Origin of the sequence: Robiginitalea aurantiaca, assembly GCF_030380815.1 — a bacterium.
Classification (GTDB): domain Bacteria; phylum Bacteroidota; class Bacteroidia; order Flavobacteriales; family Flavobacteriaceae; genus Robiginitalea; species Robiginitalea aurantiaca.
Map to the genome: position 1 here is coordinate 35,454 of NZ_JAUDUY010000010.1, position 19,186 is coordinate 54,639.

At 47.6% G+C, this 19,186-nt stretch carries 21 protein-coding genes; 16 read left to right on the forward strand and 5 right to left on the reverse strand.

Translation table 11 applies throughout. The annotated features are described in order from the left end of the window. Positions 1 to 272 precede the first annotated feature (272 nt). The 9 genes from QU605_RS13645 (at position 273) to QU605_RS13685 (ending at position 8,262) form a co-directional block, all read left to right on the forward strand. Positions 273 to 1,103, forward strand: coding sequence for a prephenate dehydratase (locus QU605_RS13645; RefSeq protein WP_289725876.1), 831 nt, complete (start codon positions 273 to 275; stop codon positions 1,101 to 1,103). Continuing rightward, positions 1,100 to 2,287: a pyridoxal phosphate-dependent aminotransferase gene (locus QU605_RS13650; protein ID WP_289725877.1), complete on the forward strand. Its 1,188-nt coding sequence runs from the start codon at positions 1,100 to 1,102 to the stop codon at positions 2,285 to 2,287. Before QU605_RS13645 ends, QU605_RS13650 begins: the two co-directional genes overlap by 4 nt. Continuing rightward, entirely contained in the window at positions 2,287 to 3,147 is an 861-nt protein-coding gene (locus QU605_RS13655) for a prephenate dehydrogenase (protein WP_289725878.1), read from the forward strand. The genes QU605_RS13650 and QU605_RS13655 overlap by 1 nt, the downstream gene beginning before the upstream one ends. A gap of 6 nt (positions 3,148 to 3,153) precedes the next feature. Beyond that, entirely contained in the window at positions 3,154 to 4,236 is a 1,083-nt protein-coding gene (locus QU605_RS13660; protein WP_289725879.1) for a bifunctional 3-deoxy-7-phosphoheptulonate synthase/chorismate mutase type II, read from the forward strand. Between the two features lie 91 nt (positions 4,237 to 4,327). Next, positions 4,328 to 5,002, forward strand: a complete 675-nt coding sequence (locus QU605_RS13665; RefSeq protein ID WP_289725880.1) for a head GIN domain-containing protein — start codon at positions 4,328 to 4,330, stop codon at positions 5,000 to 5,002. Positions 5,003 to 5,209: 207 nt separating this feature from the next. Beyond that, positions 5,210 to 6,160: a ribosome small subunit-dependent GTPase A gene (gene rsgA / locus QU605_RS13670; RefSeq protein WP_289725881.1), complete on the forward strand. Its 951-nt coding sequence runs from the start codon at positions 5,210 to 5,212 to the stop codon at positions 6,158 to 6,160. Beyond that, positions 6,157 to 6,609: a D-aminoacyl-tRNA deacylase gene (gene dtd, locus QU605_RS13675; protein ID WP_289725882.1), complete on the forward strand. Its 453-nt coding sequence runs from the start codon at positions 6,157 to 6,159 to the stop codon at positions 6,607 to 6,609. Before rsgA ends, dtd begins: the two co-directional genes overlap by 4 nt. 59 nt (positions 6,610 to 6,668) lie before the next feature. Then, positions 6,669 to 6,995, forward strand: a complete 327-nt coding sequence (locus tag QU605_RS13680) for a nucleotide pyrophosphohydrolase (protein ID WP_289725883.1) — start codon at positions 6,669 to 6,671, stop codon at positions 6,993 to 6,995. Positions 6,996 to 7,032: 37 nt separating this feature from the next. Further along, on the forward strand, positions 7,033 to 8,262 hold the full coding sequence (locus tag QU605_RS13685) for a 3-phosphoshikimate 1-carboxyvinyltransferase (RefSeq protein WP_289725884.1): 1,230 nt from the start codon (positions 7,033 to 7,035) through the stop codon (positions 8,260 to 8,262). Here the strand turns inward: QU605_RS13685 and QU605_RS13690 are convergent. Further along, entirely contained in the window at positions 8,259 to 8,606 is a 348-nt protein-coding gene (locus tag QU605_RS13690) for a VOC family protein (RefSeq protein ID WP_289725885.1), read from the reverse strand. The genes QU605_RS13685 and QU605_RS13690 overlap by 4 nt on opposite strands. A gap of 53 nt (positions 8,607 to 8,659) precedes the next feature. Further along, on the reverse strand, positions 8,660 to 9,466 hold the full coding sequence (locus QU605_RS13695; protein ID WP_289725886.1) for an META domain-containing protein: 807 nt from the start codon (positions 9,464 to 9,466) through the stop codon (positions 8,660 to 8,662). A 222-nt stretch (positions 9,467 to 9,688) separates the two neighbouring features. Here QU605_RS13695 and queA point away from each other — a divergent pair, with 222 nt between their 5' ends. Next, entirely contained in the window at positions 9,689 to 10,738 is a 1,050-nt protein-coding gene (gene queA, locus QU605_RS13700; protein WP_289725887.1) for a tRNA preQ1(34) S-adenosylmethionine ribosyltransferase-isomerase QueA, read from the forward strand. A gap of 45 nt (positions 10,739 to 10,783) precedes the next feature. Further along, positions 10,784 to 11,833: a dual-specificity RNA methyltransferase RlmN gene (gene rlmN, locus QU605_RS13705; protein WP_289725888.1), complete on the forward strand. Its 1,050-nt coding sequence runs from the start codon at positions 10,784 to 10,786 to the stop codon at positions 11,831 to 11,833. Between the two features lie 92 nt (positions 11,834 to 11,925). Here rlmN and QU605_RS13710 read toward each other — a convergent pair whose 3' ends face one another. After that, a complete protein-coding gene (locus QU605_RS13710) occupies positions 11,926 to 12,207 on the reverse strand; it encodes a DUF202 domain-containing protein (protein ID WP_289725889.1) in 282 nt (93 codons plus the stop codon). Positions 12,208 to 12,441: 234 nt separating this feature from the next. On the opposite strand from QU605_RS13710, the gene QU605_RS13715 reads away from it, so the two are divergent. The 4 genes from QU605_RS13715 to QU605_RS13730 all read left to right on the forward strand — a co-directional run bounded on the left by QU605_RS13715 (position 12,442) and on the right by QU605_RS13730 (position 15,999). Beyond that, entirely contained in the window at positions 12,442 to 13,419 is a 978-nt protein-coding gene (locus tag QU605_RS13715; protein ID WP_289725890.1) for a polyprenyl synthetase family protein, read from the forward strand. 89 nt (positions 13,420 to 13,508) lie between these two features. Further along, on the forward strand, positions 13,509 to 14,069 hold the full coding sequence (locus QU605_RS13720; protein WP_289725920.1) for an RNA polymerase sigma factor: 561 nt from the start codon (positions 13,509 to 13,511) through the stop codon (positions 14,067 to 14,069). Further along, positions 14,056 to 14,811 (forward strand): hypothetical protein, encoded by a 756-nt coding sequence (locus tag QU605_RS13725; protein ID WP_289725891.1) that lies wholly within the window; start codon positions 14,056 to 14,058, stop codon positions 14,809 to 14,811. The genes QU605_RS13720 and QU605_RS13725 overlap by 14 nt, the downstream gene beginning before the upstream one ends. Before the next feature lie 84 nt (positions 14,812 to 14,895). Then, on the forward strand, positions 14,896 to 15,999 hold the full coding sequence (locus QU605_RS13730; protein ID WP_289725892.1) for a hypothetical protein: 1,104 nt from the start codon (positions 14,896 to 14,898) through the stop codon (positions 15,997 to 15,999). Between the two features lie 45 nt (positions 16,000 to 16,044). Here QU605_RS13730 and QU605_RS13735 read toward each other — a convergent pair whose 3' ends face one another. Further along, complete coding sequence (locus QU605_RS13735) at positions 16,045 to 16,317, reverse strand: zinc-ribbon domain-containing protein (protein WP_353655892.1); 273 nt, start codon at positions 16,315 to 16,317, stop codon at positions 16,045 to 16,047. Positions 16,318 to 16,423: 106 nt separating this feature from the next. Between QU605_RS13735 and dnaG the strand changes: the two genes are divergently transcribed. Further along, entirely contained in the window at positions 16,424 to 18,400 is a 1,977-nt protein-coding gene (gene dnaG, locus QU605_RS13740; RefSeq protein WP_289725893.1) for a DNA primase, read from the forward strand. A 58-nt stretch (positions 18,401 to 18,458) separates the two neighbouring features. On the opposite strand, the gene QU605_RS13745 is transcribed toward dnaG, so the two are convergent. Beyond that, positions 18,459 to 19,088, reverse strand: a complete 630-nt coding sequence (locus QU605_RS13745) for a response regulator (protein ID WP_289725894.1) — start codon at positions 19,086 to 19,088, stop codon at positions 18,459 to 18,461. Positions 19,089 to 19,186 lie beyond the last annotated feature (98 nt).

Consider the following 19,186-nt stretch of genomic DNA (forward strand, 5'->3'; position numbering starts at 1 on the left):
CCAGCAATCGGGCATTTTTCCAGAAAAATATTCAGCATACAGAAAGAAATTTGAAATAATCCTAAAAAAAATGACAGGTCCATGGCCATTGAGAATTAATACCTACATTAGCTGCAAATCGTGAATTCGATGAACACCACGTATTTCTGGAACGGATTTTATGCCTACTTCTTTTATTTAAGAAGTACGGGACCGCTTTAGATTACGTTTAAAGGTTGTAATGTAAGGTCCCGTTTTAACGGGATTTTTTTTTGTTGTAAAACAAAATAAGAATGAAGCCAATTCGAGTTGCCATACAGGGAATACGCGGGTCAAATCACCATCAGGTCGCAGACGATTTTTTTGGTGGGGAGGTTGAACTCGTCGAATGTATGTCCTTCCATACCCTCACCGATACCCTCCTTGAGGGGAGGGCAGACAAGGCTGTCATGGCTATAGAAAATTCAATAGCCGGTTCCATAATCCCAAATTACGCCCTGGTTTGTGAGAACCACCTGCACATCATTGGGGAACACTATCTGAATATTCACCATCACCTGATGGCACTTCCGGGACAGAAGGTTTCCGAAATCCGGGAAGTGCACAGCCATCCCATGGCCCTGTTGCAATGCCGTGAGTTTCTCAAAAGGCATCCGCATATACGAATGGTTGAGGATGCGGATACGGCGGAAACAGCCCGCAGGATCCACCAGAAGCATCTCAAAGGAATAGCCGCCATAGCGCCACAGATGGCGGCAGGACTCTACAGCCTGGAAATACTGGCCAGTGATATTCAAACGATTCAAAACAATGCGACCCGCTTTATTATAGTCAAACCCACCAATAAGGAATTACCACATGATCAGATCGATAAGGCATCACTTCGCTTTGTCACCGATCACAAAAGGGGGAGTCTGGCTACCGTATTAAACGTAATGAGTGATTGCAACCTGAACCTGACCAAGATCCAGTCTTTGCCCGTCATTGAGACACCCTGGAAATATTCCTTTTTTGTGGATGTGACCTTCGAAGAATACGCTCAATTCGAGAAGGCAAAGTCCCTGATTTCAATCTTAACTGAGGATTTTCAACTCCTCGGAGCCTATAAAAATGCGCGTTTATGATACGTACTGCAGATCGATTACAAGAAGTACATGAGTACTATTTTTCGACCAAACTCAGGGAGGTTCGAAAGCTTAAGGAAGAAGGACACCCAATTCTCAATATGGGGATAGGAAGCCCTGATCTGCCCCCTTCTGAAACGGTCCTGAGCACCTTGAGGAATTCCCTGAAGGAACCCGGAGCCCATCAGTATCAGAGTTACCAGGGACTTCCGGAGCTAAGGGAAACGATTGCAGCGTTTTATCAGAATAAGTTCGGGGTTCTGCTCGACCCCAAAACTGAAGTATTGCCTCTGATGGGCTCTAAAGAAGGTATTATGCATATCAGTATGGCCTTCCTGAATCCGGGGGATCGCGTTCTCATACCAGATCCGGGCTATCCCACCTACGCATCGGTCACCCGTCTGGTAGGAGCTGAGGCCGTTCCTTACCGGTTGGCCGAGGACACAGGCTGGTTTCCAGATCTGGAGCAACTTGAAGCCGGGGGACTTGAAAAAGTAAAACTCATGTGGGTAAGTTACCCGCACATGCCAACAGGTGCCACTGCGACACGCCGGCAGCTCACCGATCTGGTCGCCTTTGCCCGGAGGCACAATATTCTTTTGGTCAATGACAATCCGTATAGTTTTGTTCTCAGCCGGGATCCGATCAGTATTCTTGGAATTCCGGAAGGGGAGGGATATGTTCTTGAATTAAACTCCCTGAGCAAGACCTTTAATCTGGCCGGATGGCGGGTTGGGATGCTTCTGGGGGCTGCTCCCCTTTTGGAGGCGGTACTCAAGGTAAAAAGCAATATGGACTCGGGAATGTTTTACGGAATACAGAAAGGAGCCATTGCGGCCCTTAAAAGCGGCTCGGAGTGGTTTGATTCCCTTGATGCGGCCTACAGGGTGCGCCGGGCCGGGATGTTTCAGATCGCCGATCGCCTGGGCTGTACCTACGATCGGAGAGCGGTGGGTATGTTTGTATGGGCCCGCCTGCCTGAGGGCAGTCCGGATGCGGTCACTTTCGTGGATCAGCTGTTATATGAAAAACACCTTTTCGTAGCCCCTGGAACTATTTTTGGGGCACAGGGAGAAGGATATATCCGGTTTTCGCTCTGCGTACCACAGGAGCAAATCCGGGAAGCGCTCAGGCGGCTCGATCCCGTGCCCAGTGAGCATAACGTTGTCAAAGAAAACGAATAATGAAAGTAGTTATCATAGGGGTTGGGCTCATCGGAGGATCCTTTGCACGAGATCTGCGAAAGGTGTTCCCGGGAGCTCAAATAACGGGAGCAGATCACAATGAGACGCATCTGAAACGGGCTGTTGAATTGGGATTAATCGACAGACCTGCTGAAGATTTAGATCTCCGGGAAGCCGATGTGGTTTTACTCAGCATTCCCGTGAATGGATTGTTGAAACAATTATCCGAAGTCCTCGATGCCATTGGGGAGGAGACCCTGGTGATGGATGCGGGCTCCACAAAAGCTGAAATCTGCCGAAAGGTAGCCGGCCATGAGCGCAGAAGGAACTTTCTGGCATGTCACCCGATAGCAGGAACTGAATTTACGGGTCCGGAAGCGGCAATTTCCGGTCTTTTTGAGGGCAAAACCAATATCATATGTGAAGTTGAGCAAACGGCCTTCCGAATTCAGGAACGGGCACTTGAACTCTTTGGCAAAATGGGCATGCGAATCCGATACATGAACCCTGAGGCCCACGACCGGCATATTGCTTATGTGTCACACCTTTCCCATATCAGTTCCTTTATGTTGGGCAAAACCGTCATTGAAAAGGAACGGAATGAAAGAGATATCTTTGACCTCGCAGGAAGTGGTTTTGAGAGTACAGTCAGGTTGGCCAAAAGTTCGCCGGCCATGTGGACCCCTATTTTTGAACAGAATCGAAAAAATGTTCTGGAGACCCTGGATGAATATATCGGCAATCTTCAGGGATTTCGGCAGTTGCTGGACTCCGGGGATTACAAAGGCGTCTTCAGAGAAATGGAAGAAACCAACCGGATAGGTGAAATTTTAAATGGGATTCCTACCCAAAAAAACTAAGATAAAATGGAAAATACGATCGCTTTGCGAAAATGGTTAGACGATTTGAAGTTGGCCCACCCGTTGGTAATTGCGGGGCCCTGCAGTGCAGAAACCGAGGAGCAGGTCATGGGAATTGCCCATGCCCTTAAGGATACAGATGTTAACTACTACCGTGCAGGTATCTGGAAACCCAGAACCCGTCCGGGTAATTTTGAAGGGGTAGGTGCCATTGGATTAAAATGGTTACAACGGGTAAAAGCGGAAACAGGCCTGAAGACTGCGACCGAGGTTGCAAACAGGAACCATGTAGATCTGGCCCTTGAACACGACATAGATCTTTTATGGATCGGTGCAAGGTCTACGGTAAGTCCATTTATCGTACAGGAAATTGCGGATGCCCTAAAGGGGACAGATAAGGTGGTCCTGGTGAAAAACCCCGTAAATCCGGATCTTTCGCTCTGGCTGGGAGCTATCGAGCGACTGAGGTCTGCGAATATCAAAAAGCTCGGCGTTATTCACAGGGGGTTTTCCACCTATGAAAAAACGAAATATCGCAATATCCCGGAGTGGCAAATCGCTATCGAATTACAATCCCGCTTCCCGGATCTCCCCCTGATCAATGACCCTTCTCATATTACCGGACAACGCGATTTGATCTTCGATGTTTCCCAGACTGCCCTCGACCTGAATTTTGATGGGTTAATGATAGAGACGCACACCAATCCCGATAAAGCCTGGAGCGATGCCGCCCAGCAGATTACTCCGGAACGGCTCGTTCAGATCATGAGGGATTTGCGGATTCGGAAGGAGACGGACCAGGAAGCGGAATACCGGCAGAACCTGAGTAATCTCAGAGCCCAGATCGATGTGATCGACAACCAGCTCATCGACACCCTGGGCAAACGCATGAAAGTAGCCGATGCCATCGGGTCCCTGAAAAAGCAACGCAATGTCGCTGTATTACAGACCAATCGATGGAATACAATCCTGGGTAAGATGATCCTCGAAGGTCAGGAGCACGGCCTGAGCGAAGAATTTGTGCTTAAAATGTTCAAGGCCATCCACCAGGAGTCCATCAACCATCAGGAAACCATAATTAATTCCTGAGATTAGGAAAAAAGCGGGAATCTGGACTTTTTTTCGCAAAGGGTGTAACAATAGGATTTGGGTGATGTCTTTACATATGAAAAACACAATCATGAGAACACTACTAACTTTATTTTTAGCCCTCTGTGCCACGGGAATAATGGCCCAGGGAATCGTGGATCGCGAGGTCGGAGATTTTCACGAAATCAAGGTCTATGATCTGATCGAGGTCAACCTGATCAAATCGGATGAAAACAGAATCCTTATTAAGGGAAAGAATACCCAGGATATCAATTTTGTGAATAAGGACGGAGTCCTGAAGCTAAAAATGCCCCTGGAGAAAAAATTCCAGGGAGAGGATACCTTTATCGAGGTGTATTACACAGACATTCGGGTCATTGACGCCAATGAAGGTGCGCGAATCATCGGAAACGAACTATTTGTGCAGGATCGCATTGAACTTCGTGCACAGGAAGGATCGGAAATTGAGATTGGATTACAGGTGCAGGATGCGAAAATCAGGGCGGTTACCGGCGGAATCATCAATGCTTCCGGAATTGCCACAAACCAGGTTATCGTACTGAATACGGGGGGTGTTTTTGAAGGACGCAACCTTAAAACCGATTATACGAACATTCGTGTGTCTGCAGGTGGCGAGGCCGAATTATTTGCGGCTGAAGAAGTTGAAGTACAAATTCGCGCCGGGGGAGATGTTCGAATTTACGGGGATCCCCAGCGCGTGAACAAAGATGTCATGATGGGTGGAAGGGTATATTTTCTGGACTAACCCATGACTATTCCAAAATCCGGAAGCCGGCACTCAGGTGCCGGCTTTTTTTGTTTGTGGCCATGACTTTTTGCCCAAAGGGGTGCTCTTACCTCAGGAATATTTAGGTCCTCAGGAGTATCCTCAATCTGTGACTGCATAATGCCCGGGAGGACTACCCGCGGTATCGGGAATATTAGTAATTTGCACTCCTATCCAATTGGAACAATGCAGGGAACTGTTTATAAATCTACAGGCAGCTGGTACCGGGTCAAATCCACGGACGGTACATTTTATAATTGCCGGATTAAGGGACGGTTTCGCATTGAGGGAATCAGGAGTACCAACCCCGTGGCAGTAGGAGATGAAGTCAAATTCAACCTGCAAAAGGACGGAGATGAAACCGTGGGTCAGATTTATGAAATCCTGGAAAGGCGGAATTATTTGGTCCGCAAGTCTGTAAAACTCTCCAAGCAATTACATATTATCGCGGCCAATGTGGACCTTGTTTTTTTGTTGGTCACCCTGGAAAACCCCAGGACTTATCCGGAGTTTATCGATCGCTTTCTCGCCACGGCTGAAGCCTATCGGGTTCCCGCCATTCTACTTTTTAATAAGGTAGACGCTATGGATGAACACCTGAAGGACGAGACCAAATATATGGCAGCCCTCTATCGGGATATCGGATATACCTGCATTGGGATTTCGGCAACTACAGGGAGAAATGTAGATCAGGTGATTGAACAGATGAAAGGGAAGACCTGCATGTTTGCAGGGCATTCGGGTATTGGGAAATCGACGCTTATCAACCGCATAGCCCCGGATTTGGATTTAAAAACCGCCAAGACATCCGAGCAGCATAAACAAGGGCAGCACACTACGACCTTTGCCGAGATGTACGACCTGCCTTCTGGAGCGCGAATCATCGATACTCCGGGAATCAAGGGATTTGGCCTGGTCAATATGGAGAAGGAGGAAATAGGGGACTACTTCCCCGAACTTTTTGAGTTGAAGTCAGAATGCCGTTTTAACAACTGTTTGCACCTCGATGAACCGGGATGTGCCGTAAAGCAGGCCCTTGAAACCGGGGAGGTAGCCCTGAGCCGTTATAAATCGTATGTGCAAATGGTCACTGGTGAGGAAGATGTCTATCGCACCGGGATGAAAGAAGACGTATGAGGGCAGTAATCCAAAGGGTGCGATCCGCTAGTGTAACCGTTTCCGGTAAAAAGGTATCCGAAATCGACTCAGGATTATTGATATTGTTGGGAATCAGCACTACAGATACGCAGGAAGACCTCAGATGGCTTGTCCCTAAAATTGGTAACATGCGTATTTTTAACGACGAGAACGGCGTCATGAACCGATCCGTAACCGAGGTAAAAGGAGATGTAATAGTCGTCAGTCAGTTTACCTTAATGGCCAGTACAAAAAAAGGCAATCGTCCTTCCTATATCGGAGCCGCCAGGCCGGAAATGGCCATTCCGCTCTATGAGGGATTTGTTCAGGAATTCGAGAAATTGCTGGGACGCAAAGTGGGAACCGGTATTTTTGGAGCTGATATGAAGGTTGATCTATGTAATGACGGTCCTGTGACAATTATGATCGATTCCAGGAACCGGGAATAACACTGGTGAAGACATTGATGTCTTTTTGCTTTAAATGCAATTGATTTTATACACGACCTATGGATATTTCAAACGCGCAGCTGGCGGTGGACCAGTGGATAAAAACACACGGGGTCCGCTACTTTGACGAGCTCACGAACATGGCCCAACTCACTGAGGAAGTAGGGGAGGTGGCCCGGATCATCGCCAGGCGATACGGGGAACAGAGTGAAAAAGAATCCGATAAGGATAAAGACCTGGGGGAAGAACTGGCGGATGTCGTTTTTGTGGTGTTGTGCCTTGCCAATCAGACAGGGATTGATTTACAGGCCGCTTTTGATCGCAAACTCGAGGTCAAAACAAAACGCGACAGCGACAGACACCGAGATAATACGAAGCTCCGGTAGCAGTACCAGGGTTGAACCTTCTAAAGGCCGAGGAAATTTGAAACTACATCTCACAGGGGTCAAATCCACCCAAATCGATAGTTCCATACGGATCACGGGATCCAAAAGTGAATCGAACCGTCTGTTGATCTTGCAGGCATTATTTCCAGGGATCCAGATCGAAAATCTTTCCAACTCAGACGACTCTGCCGTCATGCAGAAAGCACTTGCCCGGTCGTCTGAACTCATTGATATACATCATGCCGGAACGGCAATGCGGTTTCTTACGGCATATTTTGCGTGCCAGGATGGCCGGGAAGTGATCCTTACCGGATCCGAGCGTATGAAACAACGCCCTGTACAGGTATTGGTTGAAGCCCTCAACGCCATTGGGGCCCATGTGGAGTATCTGGAGGACTATGGTTGCCCGCCCCTGCGTATAAGAGGCAAGCTTCTTACCAGATCTTCGGTAGAATTGCCGGCCGATATCAGCAGTCAGTACATTTCCGCCCTGCTTCTGATTGCGCCATCCCTTCCGGATGGCCTCAAAATCACCCTTAAAGGGGATATTACCTCACTTCCCTATATTGAAATGACCCTTGGGCTTTTGAATCGCGTGGGAATCCGGACTCAAATGAAGGATTCCGTTATTGAGGTCTTTCACACCCGGGAATTACCTGCAAAAAACTGCGTGGTGGAGTCGGACTGGAGTTCCGCCTCCTATTATTTCAGTATTCTTGCCCTTTCAGTTGTTGGAAGCAGGCTTGGGCTGAAAGCCTATCGCGAAGACTCCCTGCAGGGGGACCGGGTGCTTTGTGAACTATTCCGCCCCCTGGGAGTGGAATCAAAATTCGAAGGGGATACGCTTGTACTTGTGAAAAATGCCCTTCCAAATACAGATCACCTGGATCTGGATCTGAAGGAAGCACCAGACCTGGCCCAAACCCTGGCCGTCTGCTGTTTTGGCCTGGGAATCGGATGTGACCTCAAGGGGTTGCATACCCTTAAGATCAAGGAGACGGATCGATTGGAAGCGCTAAAGGCCGAGTTGACCAAATTAGGGGCCCGTATTCGCGTTACCGACCGTTCCCTGCATTTAGAGGGAAATGCAGAAATGAAGGCCGGGGTCTCCATAGAGACGTATAACGACCATCGAATGGCCATGGCCTTTGCGCCGTTGGCATTGAAAAAAGACCTGTATATTGAGGATTCAGAAGTGGTTTCCAAGTCTTATCCCGGTTTTTGGGAAGACCTGTCCAAGCTGGGGTTTTTTATGGATAAAGCCTAACTTTCGTCTTCGGACCAAACGGCGAGTTCATTTCCCGCCGGATCTTCGAAGTGAAAACGCTTCCCTCCCGGGAAGGCGAAGATGTCCTTTCGGATTTTGCCACCTTCCTTTAAAATGACATCCCGGATTTTAATGAGATCCTTATGGTAGAGTACGATCAGAGCACCTGCCGACGGCCCCGTATCTGACCGCTCAAAACCACCGGAAACCCCGCTGTTTTCAAATGCGGTATAATCCGGGCCGTAATCGGTAAACTCCCACCGGAAGCACTTGGTGTAAAACTTTTTCACAGCCTGCAGATCCCCTGCCTTGAATTCGATATAGTCGATATGATTGTTGGTCATAATGCCATGGTCTTTAGGAAGGAAGTTACGTTAAATCTGCGTGTGAAGTCGCTTCAATCTACTTTTTTGAAGACCATTTCGACGCCATTTGGGTTGGACAGGCGAAGCCGGTTTTCGCCCAGAGTATAGTGAATAGTGCTTTGTAGTGCTTTTAGAAATTCAGCCTCCAACGGGCCGGGGCACATTTTTCGGGTAGTGATCACATCTGTAAAACGCAACAGTTCCGGCTCAAAAAAAAGTTTACCCCGCATTTGATTGCAGGAAGTCGTCCCCAGAAATTCATTTGATTCCCTGTTTATTTCCATATGGGGGAGTTCCCGGCCTTCAGGGACTGCAATACCCTTCCCATTAAGGGACTCTAGTACCCAAATATCGTGGAGTCGGTAATCCAGGATGTATGAGCCACACCCCTCAAAGTTTGTGAAGTCAGGGTTTTCGGTGGCCCTGTATCGTATGGTGACCTTGTAAGGATACATCTTGTCTGAGTCAGAGCTAAAGGCCGATTGATTTATCTCGATAATCAATTCGGTGGATTCGGTTATCACACGGTACCGTTTGACATTGGCATCCATAGCCCTATCTGGTTGGACATGGGGGGTGTAGATCGTATCCTGTTTTGTGGTGAGTTCAATACCGGTTTGCGAAATATTAAGGCTCCATTGCGGAGTTGATCCGGTTGCGTGGAAGTATGGGTTGTTCTCGGTCATTTGGGCTGGGCGGTTTGACCTCACGGGTTCTGATGTTTGAGAAACAATAGCTTTTTCAGCCATCTCGTGGTCCTTTGATTTTTTAGCCTCCATGCATCCGTAGCAGGCAGAGAGCATCCAAAAAAGGACCAGAAAATATCGTGGTGTGCACATTAGAGTGATAATTATCGAATGATTTTCAAAGATAGTTTTTTATAGAAAAGAGACAGGCAATGCCTGTGGGCTATGGGCTGAAGGATTGTCCATCCCTAATTATGGCGGTTAGGGGAGTGCCCTGATTCTATGGCAACAGGTAGAATTAGTGTGTTTTACTTGACAACCCCTGTTGCGGGATCGTATATTTGCTGCCGCAAAACTGTAAACTCCCAGCACCTTATGAAGCTATCTCATTTCAACTTTGAATTGCCAAACGACTTACTCGCGGAATACCCGGCTGACCATCGGGATGAATCAAAGTTGATGGTGATTCATCGGGATACCGGAAAGATTGAGCACAAGTTGTTCCGGGACCTGATCGACTATTTCGACGAAGGGGATGTGATGGTTTTAAATAACACAAAAGTGTTTCCTGCCCGTCTTTTTGGAAACAAGGAGAAAACGGGAGCGCGGATCGAGGTCTTCCTGCTTCGCGAGCTGAATCAGGATCAACGCCTTTGGGATGTTCTGGTAGATCCCGCACGTAAAATCCGAATTGGAAATAAACTCTATTTTGGTGAGGATGAAGCTTTGGTAGCCGAAGTTATCGATAACACTACCTCAAGGGGAAGAACACTGCGTTTTCTCTATGACGGATCTTACCCGGATTTCAGGCGTAAACTCCGCGAGCTGGGGCAAACCCCGCTTCCGAAATACATCAAAAGGGAAGTTGAAGAATCAGATGAAGAGCGATACCAAACCATTTATGCAAAACACGAAGGAGCTGTAGCGGCCCCTACAGCAGGACTCCATTTTTCAAAACACCTGCTTAAACGACTGGAGATCAAGGGTATTGATTTTGCCGAACTTACCCTGCATGTTGGTTTGGGAACCTTTAATCCGGTGGAGGTTGAAGACCTTTCCAAACATAAGATGGATAGTGAGGAACTCATTATTGACGAAAGGGCAACGGAAATTGTAAACAATGCCAAAAGGGAGAAACGCAGGGTATGTGCAGTGGGAACTACTGTAATGCGCGGCCTGGAAAGCGCAGTTTCCTCTGAACATACACTGAATACGCATCAGGGATGGACGAATAAGTTTATCTTCCCGCCCTATGAATTCAGTATCGCCAATGCGATGATCACCAACTTCCATTTGCCGAAATCCACTCTTTTGATGATGGTTTCTGCCTTTATCGGGCACGATCTTATGAAACGCGCCTATAAGGAAGCCATTCTTGAACAATACCGTTTTTACTCCTATGGGGATGCCATGCTCATCCTCTAGGAAATTTGTTTTTTAGCATACTAAAACGGCTTACCTAAACCGGTCATGGAAAAAGCCGAGAAAAGCGATATCAGAAAGTTGAGCAGGGAGGCCCTCCGCACCTTTTTTACGGAAAAAGGTGAACAGGCATTCCGCGGCAACCAGGTGTATGAATGGCTATGGCAAAAAGGCGCACACTCCTTTGAGGGGATGACCAATCTCTCGAAAGAACATCGGGAATTACTATCTACCCATTTTACGATCAACCATATTGCTGTCGATAAGATGCAGCGCAGCCAGGATGGCACCATAAAGAATGCAGTCCGTCTGCATGACGGTTTGATCGTGGAATCTGTTTTGATTCCAACCAAAAGCCGAACCACGGCCTGTGTTTCGAGCCAGGTGGGTTGCAGTCTGGATTGTCAGTTCTGCGCAACCGCCAGACTTAAACGCATGCGGAATCTGAATCCGGATGAGATTTTTGACCAGGTTGTGGTCATAGACCGGCAGAGCCGTCTGTATTACGGAAGGCCCCTGAGCAATATTGTCTTCATGGGTATGGGTGAGCCCTTGATGAATTACCCCAATGTGGTCAAAGCGATCCGGATGATCACCTCCGAGGAGGGCCTGGGAATGTCGCCCAAAAGAATCACGGTATCCACCTCCGGGGTGCCTAAGATGATTCGTAAACTGGCTGATGAAAATCTGCGGTGCAACCTGGCCGTTTCCCTTCACTCAGCGGTGGAAGCTACGCGAACCGGGATAATGCCTTTTAATGCTAAAATGCCGCTCCATGAACTCAGAGAGGCCATACAGTACTGGTATGATCGCACGCGAAGTCGGATTACTTATGAGTACGTGGTTTGGGAAGGGATTAATGATGGAGCGTCGGATATTCGCGCCTTTCTGGATTTTTGTAAAGCCACCCCCTGCAAAGTGAATCTTATTGAATACAATCCAATTGATGACGGGGATTTCCAACAGGCCTCGGAAAAATCGGTTCAGGATTATGTTCGTGCTTTTGAAGCGGCAGGGATAACGATCACCGTAAGGCGTTCCCGGGGGAAGGATATCGATGCCGCCTGCGGGCAGTTGGCAAATAAAGAGGCCCATTAGTCTGGCCGGATCGGGCATTCCGTTCTTTTCAAACGGGGGTGCCCCCGCCCCTTTCTCAAAACTAAAGCCTACCCCTGCAACCTCATTTCGCCTTACTTTTTACCTGTCAGTTCCGGGGGATAATAGTATTTCCGAACCTGGCGTTTCACATAAAGGAATCGAACAAGCCCGATAATCAGTAAAACCGGGGAAAGCAGGATGAGGAAATAACCTACTTCGCGTATTTCCTGCAGGACCTCGATTTTCAGGATGGCAAATCCAGAGCTCAGGAAGACGATAAAGGTTCGGAAGTATGCGAGAAACGTCCGTTCATTGGCCAGGCGGGTTCGTTCAATCGCCAGGGCATCCGTCGGTTTAAGGTGGGATGTATCCATATCAGATGGGATTAAATGCAATGCTTTAAAACTCTGGCGAAAGTATACATTTTAGCGGGCAATTCCTGTAACGTAAATTACACAGACACCGGGAGGTGGCGTACCTGGATTATAACCTCAACGGCCTGGGCTCCTGAGAAGGGGATTAAACCGAATACTTCCTCGGTATAACCTCTGTACAAAGGCAATTTTTGGCTAATTTTACAAGCTGACGAACGAAACAGATTCCTTCATTTGAAAATTAGCGCACAGATTCGTGAACCCATAGAAAAGGAAATGGAGCTTTTTGAAGCTAAGTTCCACGAATCCATGCGCTCCCAAGTGCCGCTTTTGAACCGGATCACCTATTATATTGTGAATCGGAAGGGCAAGCAGATGCGGCCGATGTTTGTCTTTCTCACGGCAAAACTGCTCAATGAGGGGAATGTAAATGAGCGAACGTACAGGGGTGCCTCGGTCATTGAGCTTATCCATACCGCCAGCCTGGTACATGACGATGTAGTCGATGAAAGCTATAAGCGACGCGGTTTTTTTTCCATTAATGCCCTTTGGAAAAATAAAATCGCTGTTCTGGTAGGGGATTTTCTCCTCGCCAGGGGAATGCTGCTTTCGGTGGACCACGGCGATTTTGACCTGTTGCAGATTATTTCTGTGGCCATGCGCGAAATCAGTGAGGGGGAACTGCTCCAGATCGAAAAGGCCCGATTACTGGACATTACGGAAGAGGTATATTACGAGATCATCAGGCAAAAAACAGCCACACTTATTGCCGCCTGTTGCAGTCTTGGTGCCGCTTCGGTCCAACCGGACTCAGCGGAGGTTGAAGTATTTCGTAAATTCGGAGAGCTCAGTGGTATGGCTTTCCAGATAAAGGATGACCTCTTCGATTATGGAGAGCAGCGGATCGGAAAACCTACGGGGATCGATATCAAGGAACAAAAAATGACCCTGCCGCTTATTTATGTGCTGAATCAGGCTCCCCAGAAGCAGCGCAAATGGATTATAAATTCTATTAAGAATCACAATAAGGATAGAAAGCGCGTAAAGCAGGTGATTCAATACGTCAAAGATTCGGGGGGATTGGAATACGCCGAACAGCGTATGTGCGAATTTAGGGACCAGGCTTTGGAAATCCTCAAACCTTATTCGGCATCCCCGTATAAACAGGCCCTGGAGCTCATGGTTAATTACGTGGTGGATCGAAAGATCTGATCCCATCCTTGCGTTTTCTTTTTTTTTGCCCATCCCGGGCAACCCTTTTTTGATTTCTCTCGTCTATAGAAATAGAAGCACTAATGAAAGTGAAAATCATTTCATTACTCCAAAATGAGAAGTCTGAGATCCGCAAGGCTGCAGAAGGCCATCGCGAGTCCCAGAAGGGTATCTATGAGCGCTATGCGCCGGGCATGCTTGCACTTTGTCAGCGATATGTGAAAGATGCGCATTATGCGGAGGATGTAATGATCGATGGTTTTGTAAAGGTGTTTCGTTCCCTAGCTGAGTTTCGCTCACAGGGCAGTTTTGAAGGTTGGATCCGAAAAATAATGGTTCGGGAGGCCATAGACTTTCTTCGCAAACGACCCTTTGTGGTTTACGATGAAACCAGAATGGAGGACCCGGTGACAGAATCCCCGTCATCAGATCCCTACCAGCTGGAGGCCCTGGAACAACTCATCGAAGCATTGCCAGAAGGGTATCGCCTAGTTTTTACACTCTATGCAGTAGAGGGTTATAAACATTCGGAAATCGCAGAATTGCTGGCCATTTCAGAAAGCACATCCAAATCGCAGCTATACAAGGCGCGTAAACTACTGCAAAAACAAATTAACGAATCTAGAATCCCGCGTTATGGCACCCGTTGAATTTGAAAAAGAATTACAAAAAAGAATACGCTCCAGGGAAGTAAAACCCAGGGCGGATTCATGGGATCGCATTGAAGCCCGACTGGACGCTGAAGCACCAGCAGTAAAACGAGGTTCAGTGAAGTGGAAGGTCCTGGCTGCGGCTTGTGTAGTCGCCCTTTTGGGATATTTCCTCCTACAGGAACCGAGCGTGAAAATTCCGCAAACCGATGGGGTCGTTGAACGCCCTGAAGCTGATAAACCCGACCTTTTAAATAAGGGTGAGCAAAAGACAGATTTTGAGGTCTTCAAATCCGATTTGCCGGCCGGGGTTGCATCTGCACAACCGACGGATGAAGTGGAAGCAGATAAAAGAGCAACCGAAAAACAGACGGCGCCATTGGTGGCTAAAAATAAATCGGAACCTGTAAAACAGGTTGATTTAGCGGATCAGACCCTCGAAGTCTTTCCCACAGATGTTCAGGAGGAGTTTAAGTCTGCAACGCCCGATTTGATCGCCGCTGCGGATGATGAAGAAAGTAAGGACGGGTTACGTGATTCGGAAGTGGACGCGCTTCTGACCCAGGCCATGCAGGTTGCGGATAACAAGGGTATTCCAACGGATACTGTAACTGTGAATCCGGCCAGGTTACTGGGTGAAGTTGAATCTGAACTGGATGAGTCCTTTAGGGAAAAGGTCCTTAAAAAATTGAAAACAGGCTATAATAAAGTGCGCACTGCCGTGGCAGATCGCTCTGAATAGCCAACAGGCAAGTTTTAAGTTACCCGGCTCACACACCAAGTGAAAAGGGCGAAATTTATTCATCAATCAATAAAATCAATCACTATGCACACACTAGTACGATTACTGATTCCAATTATGGTCCTCTGTTGCCTGCAACAGGTTAGCGGACAAGAAGCCTATCAGGAAAAAATTCGTGAGTTAAGGGCTCAGCGAGACCTCGTGGAGAAACAGGAAAAGGAAGCCCTTAAGAAGGAAGTTATCCAAATCGACGGTAGGTTTGAAGCCGGGGAAATCGACGAAGCAGAAGCACTTTTATTAAAGGAACAGGCAGCACAGCGAAGGGCGGCGAACATCAAAAACCGCCAGGCCATCATCGATAATGAAATTGCACTTCTGGAACGCAATAAGGATGAGACACTCGCCCTTAAGGACAGTATTTCCGAGAAGGAAGAACGCGTTACCGTCTATAAGTATCCCGACGATGAGGACGAATTTGATTGTGAGTTTTTCGAGTTTGGTTGTGATTCCTGGGGATGGGATTGGGATTGGGAGGACAATTACAGATACGACCGCCGTACGTATTCCGATCTGGTCATGTCCTTTGGATTTAGTAATGCCGACGTTCAGGGACTTTCTTTAGAAGCATCACCATATAAAAAAGCGGGTAGTCGTTTTTTTGAAATTGGATGGTCCTGGCGAACCCGGGTATTCCAGAATTCAAACTGGCTTCGCTTCCATTACGGTTTTGCATTTCAGTTCAATGGTCTGAAACCTAAAGACAACCAATATTTCGTCAATGAGAATGGGCAAACGACCCTTGAGGTATTTCCGTACGATCTGCGAAAATCAAAATTCAGGATGGATAATCTCGTCGTCCCCGTATACTTTGAATTCGGACCCTCTCGCAAGCGGATATCAAAACACGGCGTTCGGTATTCGCTGAAGGATCAGTTCCGATTAGGGCTTGGCGCTTATGGAGGGCTCAATATCGGAGCCCGTCAGAAACTCAAGTATACACGGGATGGAAACAAGGTTAAGGACAAACTCAAAGGAGGCTATAACACCAGTGATCTGATCTACGGTCTAAATGGCTATATAGGCATTGGGGGAGTGCTCCTATACGCGAAATACGATTTAAACCCAATTTTCCAGAATGCGGATGTGGAACAGCGTTTTGTTGCCTTTGGACTGCAGCTTCAAATTTAGAAACGCCGACACACGAAATCATAAGGGCTCATTTGAGCCCTTTTTTTATTCGTTTTTCAGCTTTTTTAAAGCCTCCTGCATTTCGTGGGAACAATCGCCCTTACTATATGCTTTTTTGCAGTGCCCGCATTGGATCAATTCGGAGGGCGATAACCTGTAAACGGGAATCCAGAATATATGGATGTACCTGGGCTGAATCCGGGCTTTAAGCTGGCCCGTCTGCGAGCAGAAAGGGCAGGAAACCCCTGGAAGGTGGGATTCCCTCGTTTTGCCCGGGCGGGTCCCGAAAAAAAGGATAAACATCAGATAGAGCTTCATACGTTGGTTAAAGGTAATAAATCCTTCAGCACATGGATTTGAATACCGGAATCCTTTTCAGTGGCCCTGGCTTTTCTTACTTTTAAGCCTTTAAATCCCGAAGCTCTTGATCTCCAGAAGTACAATTGATAAAGTCTTTGAAGCGGCCCGCGTAGAGGAGGTAATTGGCGACTATGTTCAATTGAAGAAATCGGGTTCCAATTTCAAAGGACTCAGTCCGTTTACCGATGAGCGGACCCCGAGTTTTATGGTTTCCCCCGTGAAACAGATTTGGAAGGATTTCAGCAGTGGGAAAGGTGGGAATGCCGTGGCCTTTCTGATGGAGCATGAACACTTCACATACCCTGAGGCCATACGATATCTGGCAAAGAAGTATCAGATTGAGGTCGAAGAAACCCAGCAATCCACGGAAGAGAAAGAGCATGCCAGTGAGCGGGAAAGTATGATGCTGGTCACCGAGTACGCTCAGGAATTCTACTCCGATACACTTTGGAATACAGAATCGGGCAAGGCTATTGGGCTCAGCTATTTTAAAGAAAGGGGGTTTTCCGAAGAGACCATAAGGCATTTTGGATTGGGGTACAATCCGGACCAGTGGGACGCTTTTACTTCAGCTGCCCTGGATAAAGGGTATAGCCTCGAGTTTTTAGAAAAAACCGGATTGACCATCGTCAAGCCGGCAACTGCGGAAGGCAGCTCAGAAAAGAGGTTCGATCGGTTTAAAGGACGCGTCCTTTTCCCCATCCATTCCATGAGTGGCCGGGTCCTCGGGTTTGGGGGCAGAACGCTGAGTTCACATAAAAAGCAGGCCAAATACCTGAATTCACCGGAGAGCGAAATCTATCATAAAAGCAAGGTGCTTTATGGGATATACTACGCCAAGCAAGCCATTGCCAGGGAAGATGTCTGTTATCTGGTCGAAGGCTATACCGATGTCATCCAGCTTTATCAGAGTGGTATTGAGAATGTTGTGGCCTCAAGCGGAACTGCGCTTTCTTCTGAACAAATCCGTTTAATCCGCCGCCTTACTCAAAACATTGTGGTACTCTTTGACGGAGATGAGGCCGGTCTAAGGGCCTCTTTACGAGGGATAGACCTTATCCTTGAAGAGGGCATGAATGTGCGGATTTGCTCCTTTCCCCAGGGCGAGGATCCGGACAGTTTTGCCCGAAACAATTCCAAAGATGCGATTGAGGCGTATCTCACAGACAATGCTCAGGATTTTATTCAATTCAAAGCCGCACTGCTTACGCGGGAAGCTGCCAATGATCCCATACGCAAAGCGGAAACGGTAAGGGACATCGTGGGTAGTATCGCCAGGATTCCGGATCGCATCAAAAGAGAGATCTACGTGCAGGAATGCGCTTCCCTGCTCGGTGTCTCAGAGGGTGTCCTGTTCAGTACCCTGGCCCAATTGGGCAAAAAGCAGGCGCTGGACCAAAGCCGAAAGCCCGCTCCTGCACCCATGGAAGTCGTGCCGCCCCAACCCGAGGATGACCGTGTGGATCTTCAGTACGAACTGGAGCGAAAAATCATCGAGATGTTGTTGCTCTACGGTATGGAAACCCAGCAATTTGAGGACCTGGTACTGAAGGAAAACGAGGAAGGCGAACTTACCCTGGAGCCGGAAATCTCTGAAGTCCGTGTTTTTGAGAAAGTGTATCTGGACCTGCAGGAGGATGAGATTGAACTCACGCATGAACATTTCCGGAAAATCTACTTCGCCCTGATCGAGAAGCTTAACGAGGAAGGTGAATTTCAGATTCAGGACCTGATGCGGGATTCGGATCAGGAGTTGGCCTCCGAAATCTCAGCGATTTTGATGGAAGAAGAGCGCTATCAGCTCCATCAATGGGAGCGAAAGGATATCTATCCCAAACCAAAAAAGAATTCTATTGCCCAACTGGTGAGTGAAACAATCCTCTCACTCCGATGCTACCTGATTAAAAGGCGTATAGAAACGTTGCAAAAAAAGACTGAAGGGGCGGGCTCTGAAGATCATTCAGAAGTGCTGGAGGAAATTGTGAATTACCTCCAACTCAATAAGCTGCTGAACACAAAGTTAAACAGGGTGCTTTCCTGAGAGGATACTGCAGGATTTGCAAAACAGGGATTACGGCCGGATATTAAATCGAGCGGGATTAATAGAGTTCCAGGGCCTTGGCTTGTTGCAAAAGGTCCACCAGGTTATCAACGTTGAGTTTTTTCATCAATCGTGCCTTATAAGTACTAACTGTCTTTTCATTCAGGTTCAGACCCAGGGCAACTTCTTTATTGCGCTTCCCGTTGGCAAGCATTTTAAGGACTTCTACCTCACGGGTAGATAATTTTCTGAAAAAACGTCGGGGTTTCTGGCTGCCCTGGTCAAAAGCAAGACGCTGGGCCAGCTCATTGGTAATAAACATACTCCCCCGGGCTACTTTCTGTATAGCGGTGGCGAGATTTTCGGAATCAGAAGTTTTTGAAAGATAACCGCTGGCTCCCGCCCGTATGGTACTTAGGGCATATACATCTTCCGATTGGCCACTGTAGATGAGCACCTTGATATCGGGATAGGCTTCTTTAATATGCCTGAGGGCTGCGATGCCATTGATCTGAGGGATATCCAGTTCCAGAATAAGGACATCCGGGGTATACTCCTGGAGCATCTCAAACAAGGCATTTGTTGAGGGGACATCTCCGATAATCCGAATATCTTCTGCTCCTCTGAGAAGGGCCCTGATACCATATCGGACAATGGGGTGGTTGTCCGCAACGATTACTTTGATCATTTTCAATTGCTTTTGCTGATATTTTTGAGTTGTCTTAAACAGACATCCCCCGGATATACAGTACTTGTCAGGGGAATAACAAAGGTGTCCATAAATTT

What these genes read in the sequence shown, in the direction of transcription:
- QU605_RS13645 (WP_289725876.1), top strand. Translation starts at nt 273, where the DNA reads ATGAAGCCAATTCGAGTTGCCATACAGGGAATACGCGGGTCAAATCAC.
- QU605_RS13650 (WP_289725877.1), top strand. Translation starts at nt 1,100, where the DNA reads ATGATACGTACTGCAGATCGATTACAAGAAGTACATGAGTACTATTTT.
- QU605_RS13735 (WP_353655892.1), bottom strand. Translation starts at nt 16,317, where the DNA reads ATGAAGCTCTATCTGATGTTTATCCTTTTTTTCGGGACCCGCCCGGGC.
- QU605_RS13665 (WP_289725880.1), top strand. Translation starts at nt 4,328, where the DNA reads ATGAGAACACTACTAACTTTATTTTTAGCCCTCTGTGCCACGGGAATA.
- QU605_RS13725 (WP_289725891.1), top strand. Translation starts at nt 14,056, where the DNA reads ATGGCACCCGTTGAATTTGAAAAAGAATTACAAAAAAGAATACGCTCC.
- QU605_RS13690 (WP_289725885.1), bottom strand. Translation starts at nt 8,606, where the DNA reads ATGACCAACAATCATATCGACTATATCGAATTCAAGGCAGGGGATCTG.
- QU605_RS13695 (WP_289725886.1), bottom strand. Translation starts at nt 9,466, where the DNA reads ATGTGCACACCACGATATTTTCTGGTCCTTTTTTGGATGCTCTCTGCC.
- rsgA (WP_289725881.1), top strand. Translation starts at nt 5,210, where the DNA reads ATGCAGGGAACTGTTTATAAATCTACAGGCAGCTGGTACCGGGTCAAA.
- QU605_RS13745 (WP_289725894.1), bottom strand. Translation starts at nt 19,088, where the DNA reads ATGATCAAAGTAATCGTTGCGGACAACCACCCCATTGTCCGATATGGT.
- QU605_RS13730 (WP_289725892.1), top strand. Translation starts at nt 14,896, where the DNA reads ATGCACACACTAGTACGATTACTGATTCCAATTATGGTCCTCTGTTGC.
- dtd (WP_289725882.1), top strand. Translation starts at nt 6,157, where the DNA reads ATGAGGGCAGTAATCCAAAGGGTGCGATCCGCTAGTGTAACCGTTTCC.
- QU605_RS13660 (WP_289725879.1), top strand. Translation starts at nt 3,154, where the DNA reads ATGGAAAATACGATCGCTTTGCGAAAATGGTTAGACGATTTGAAGTTG.
- queA (WP_289725887.1), top strand. Translation starts at nt 9,689, where the DNA reads ATGAAGCTATCTCATTTCAACTTTGAATTGCCAAACGACTTACTCGCG.
- QU605_RS13655 (WP_289725878.1), top strand. Translation starts at nt 2,287, where the DNA reads ATGAAAGTAGTTATCATAGGGGTTGGGCTCATCGGAGGATCCTTTGCA.
- rlmN (WP_289725888.1), top strand. Translation starts at nt 10,784, where the DNA reads ATGGAAAAAGCCGAGAAAAGCGATATCAGAAAGTTGAGCAGGGAGGCC.
- QU605_RS13680 (WP_289725883.1), top strand. Translation starts at nt 6,669, where the DNA reads ATGGATATTTCAAACGCGCAGCTGGCGGTGGACCAGTGGATAAAAACA.
- QU605_RS13710 (WP_289725889.1), bottom strand. Translation starts at nt 12,207, where the DNA reads ATGGATACATCCCACCTTAAACCGACGGATGCCCTGGCGATTGAACGA.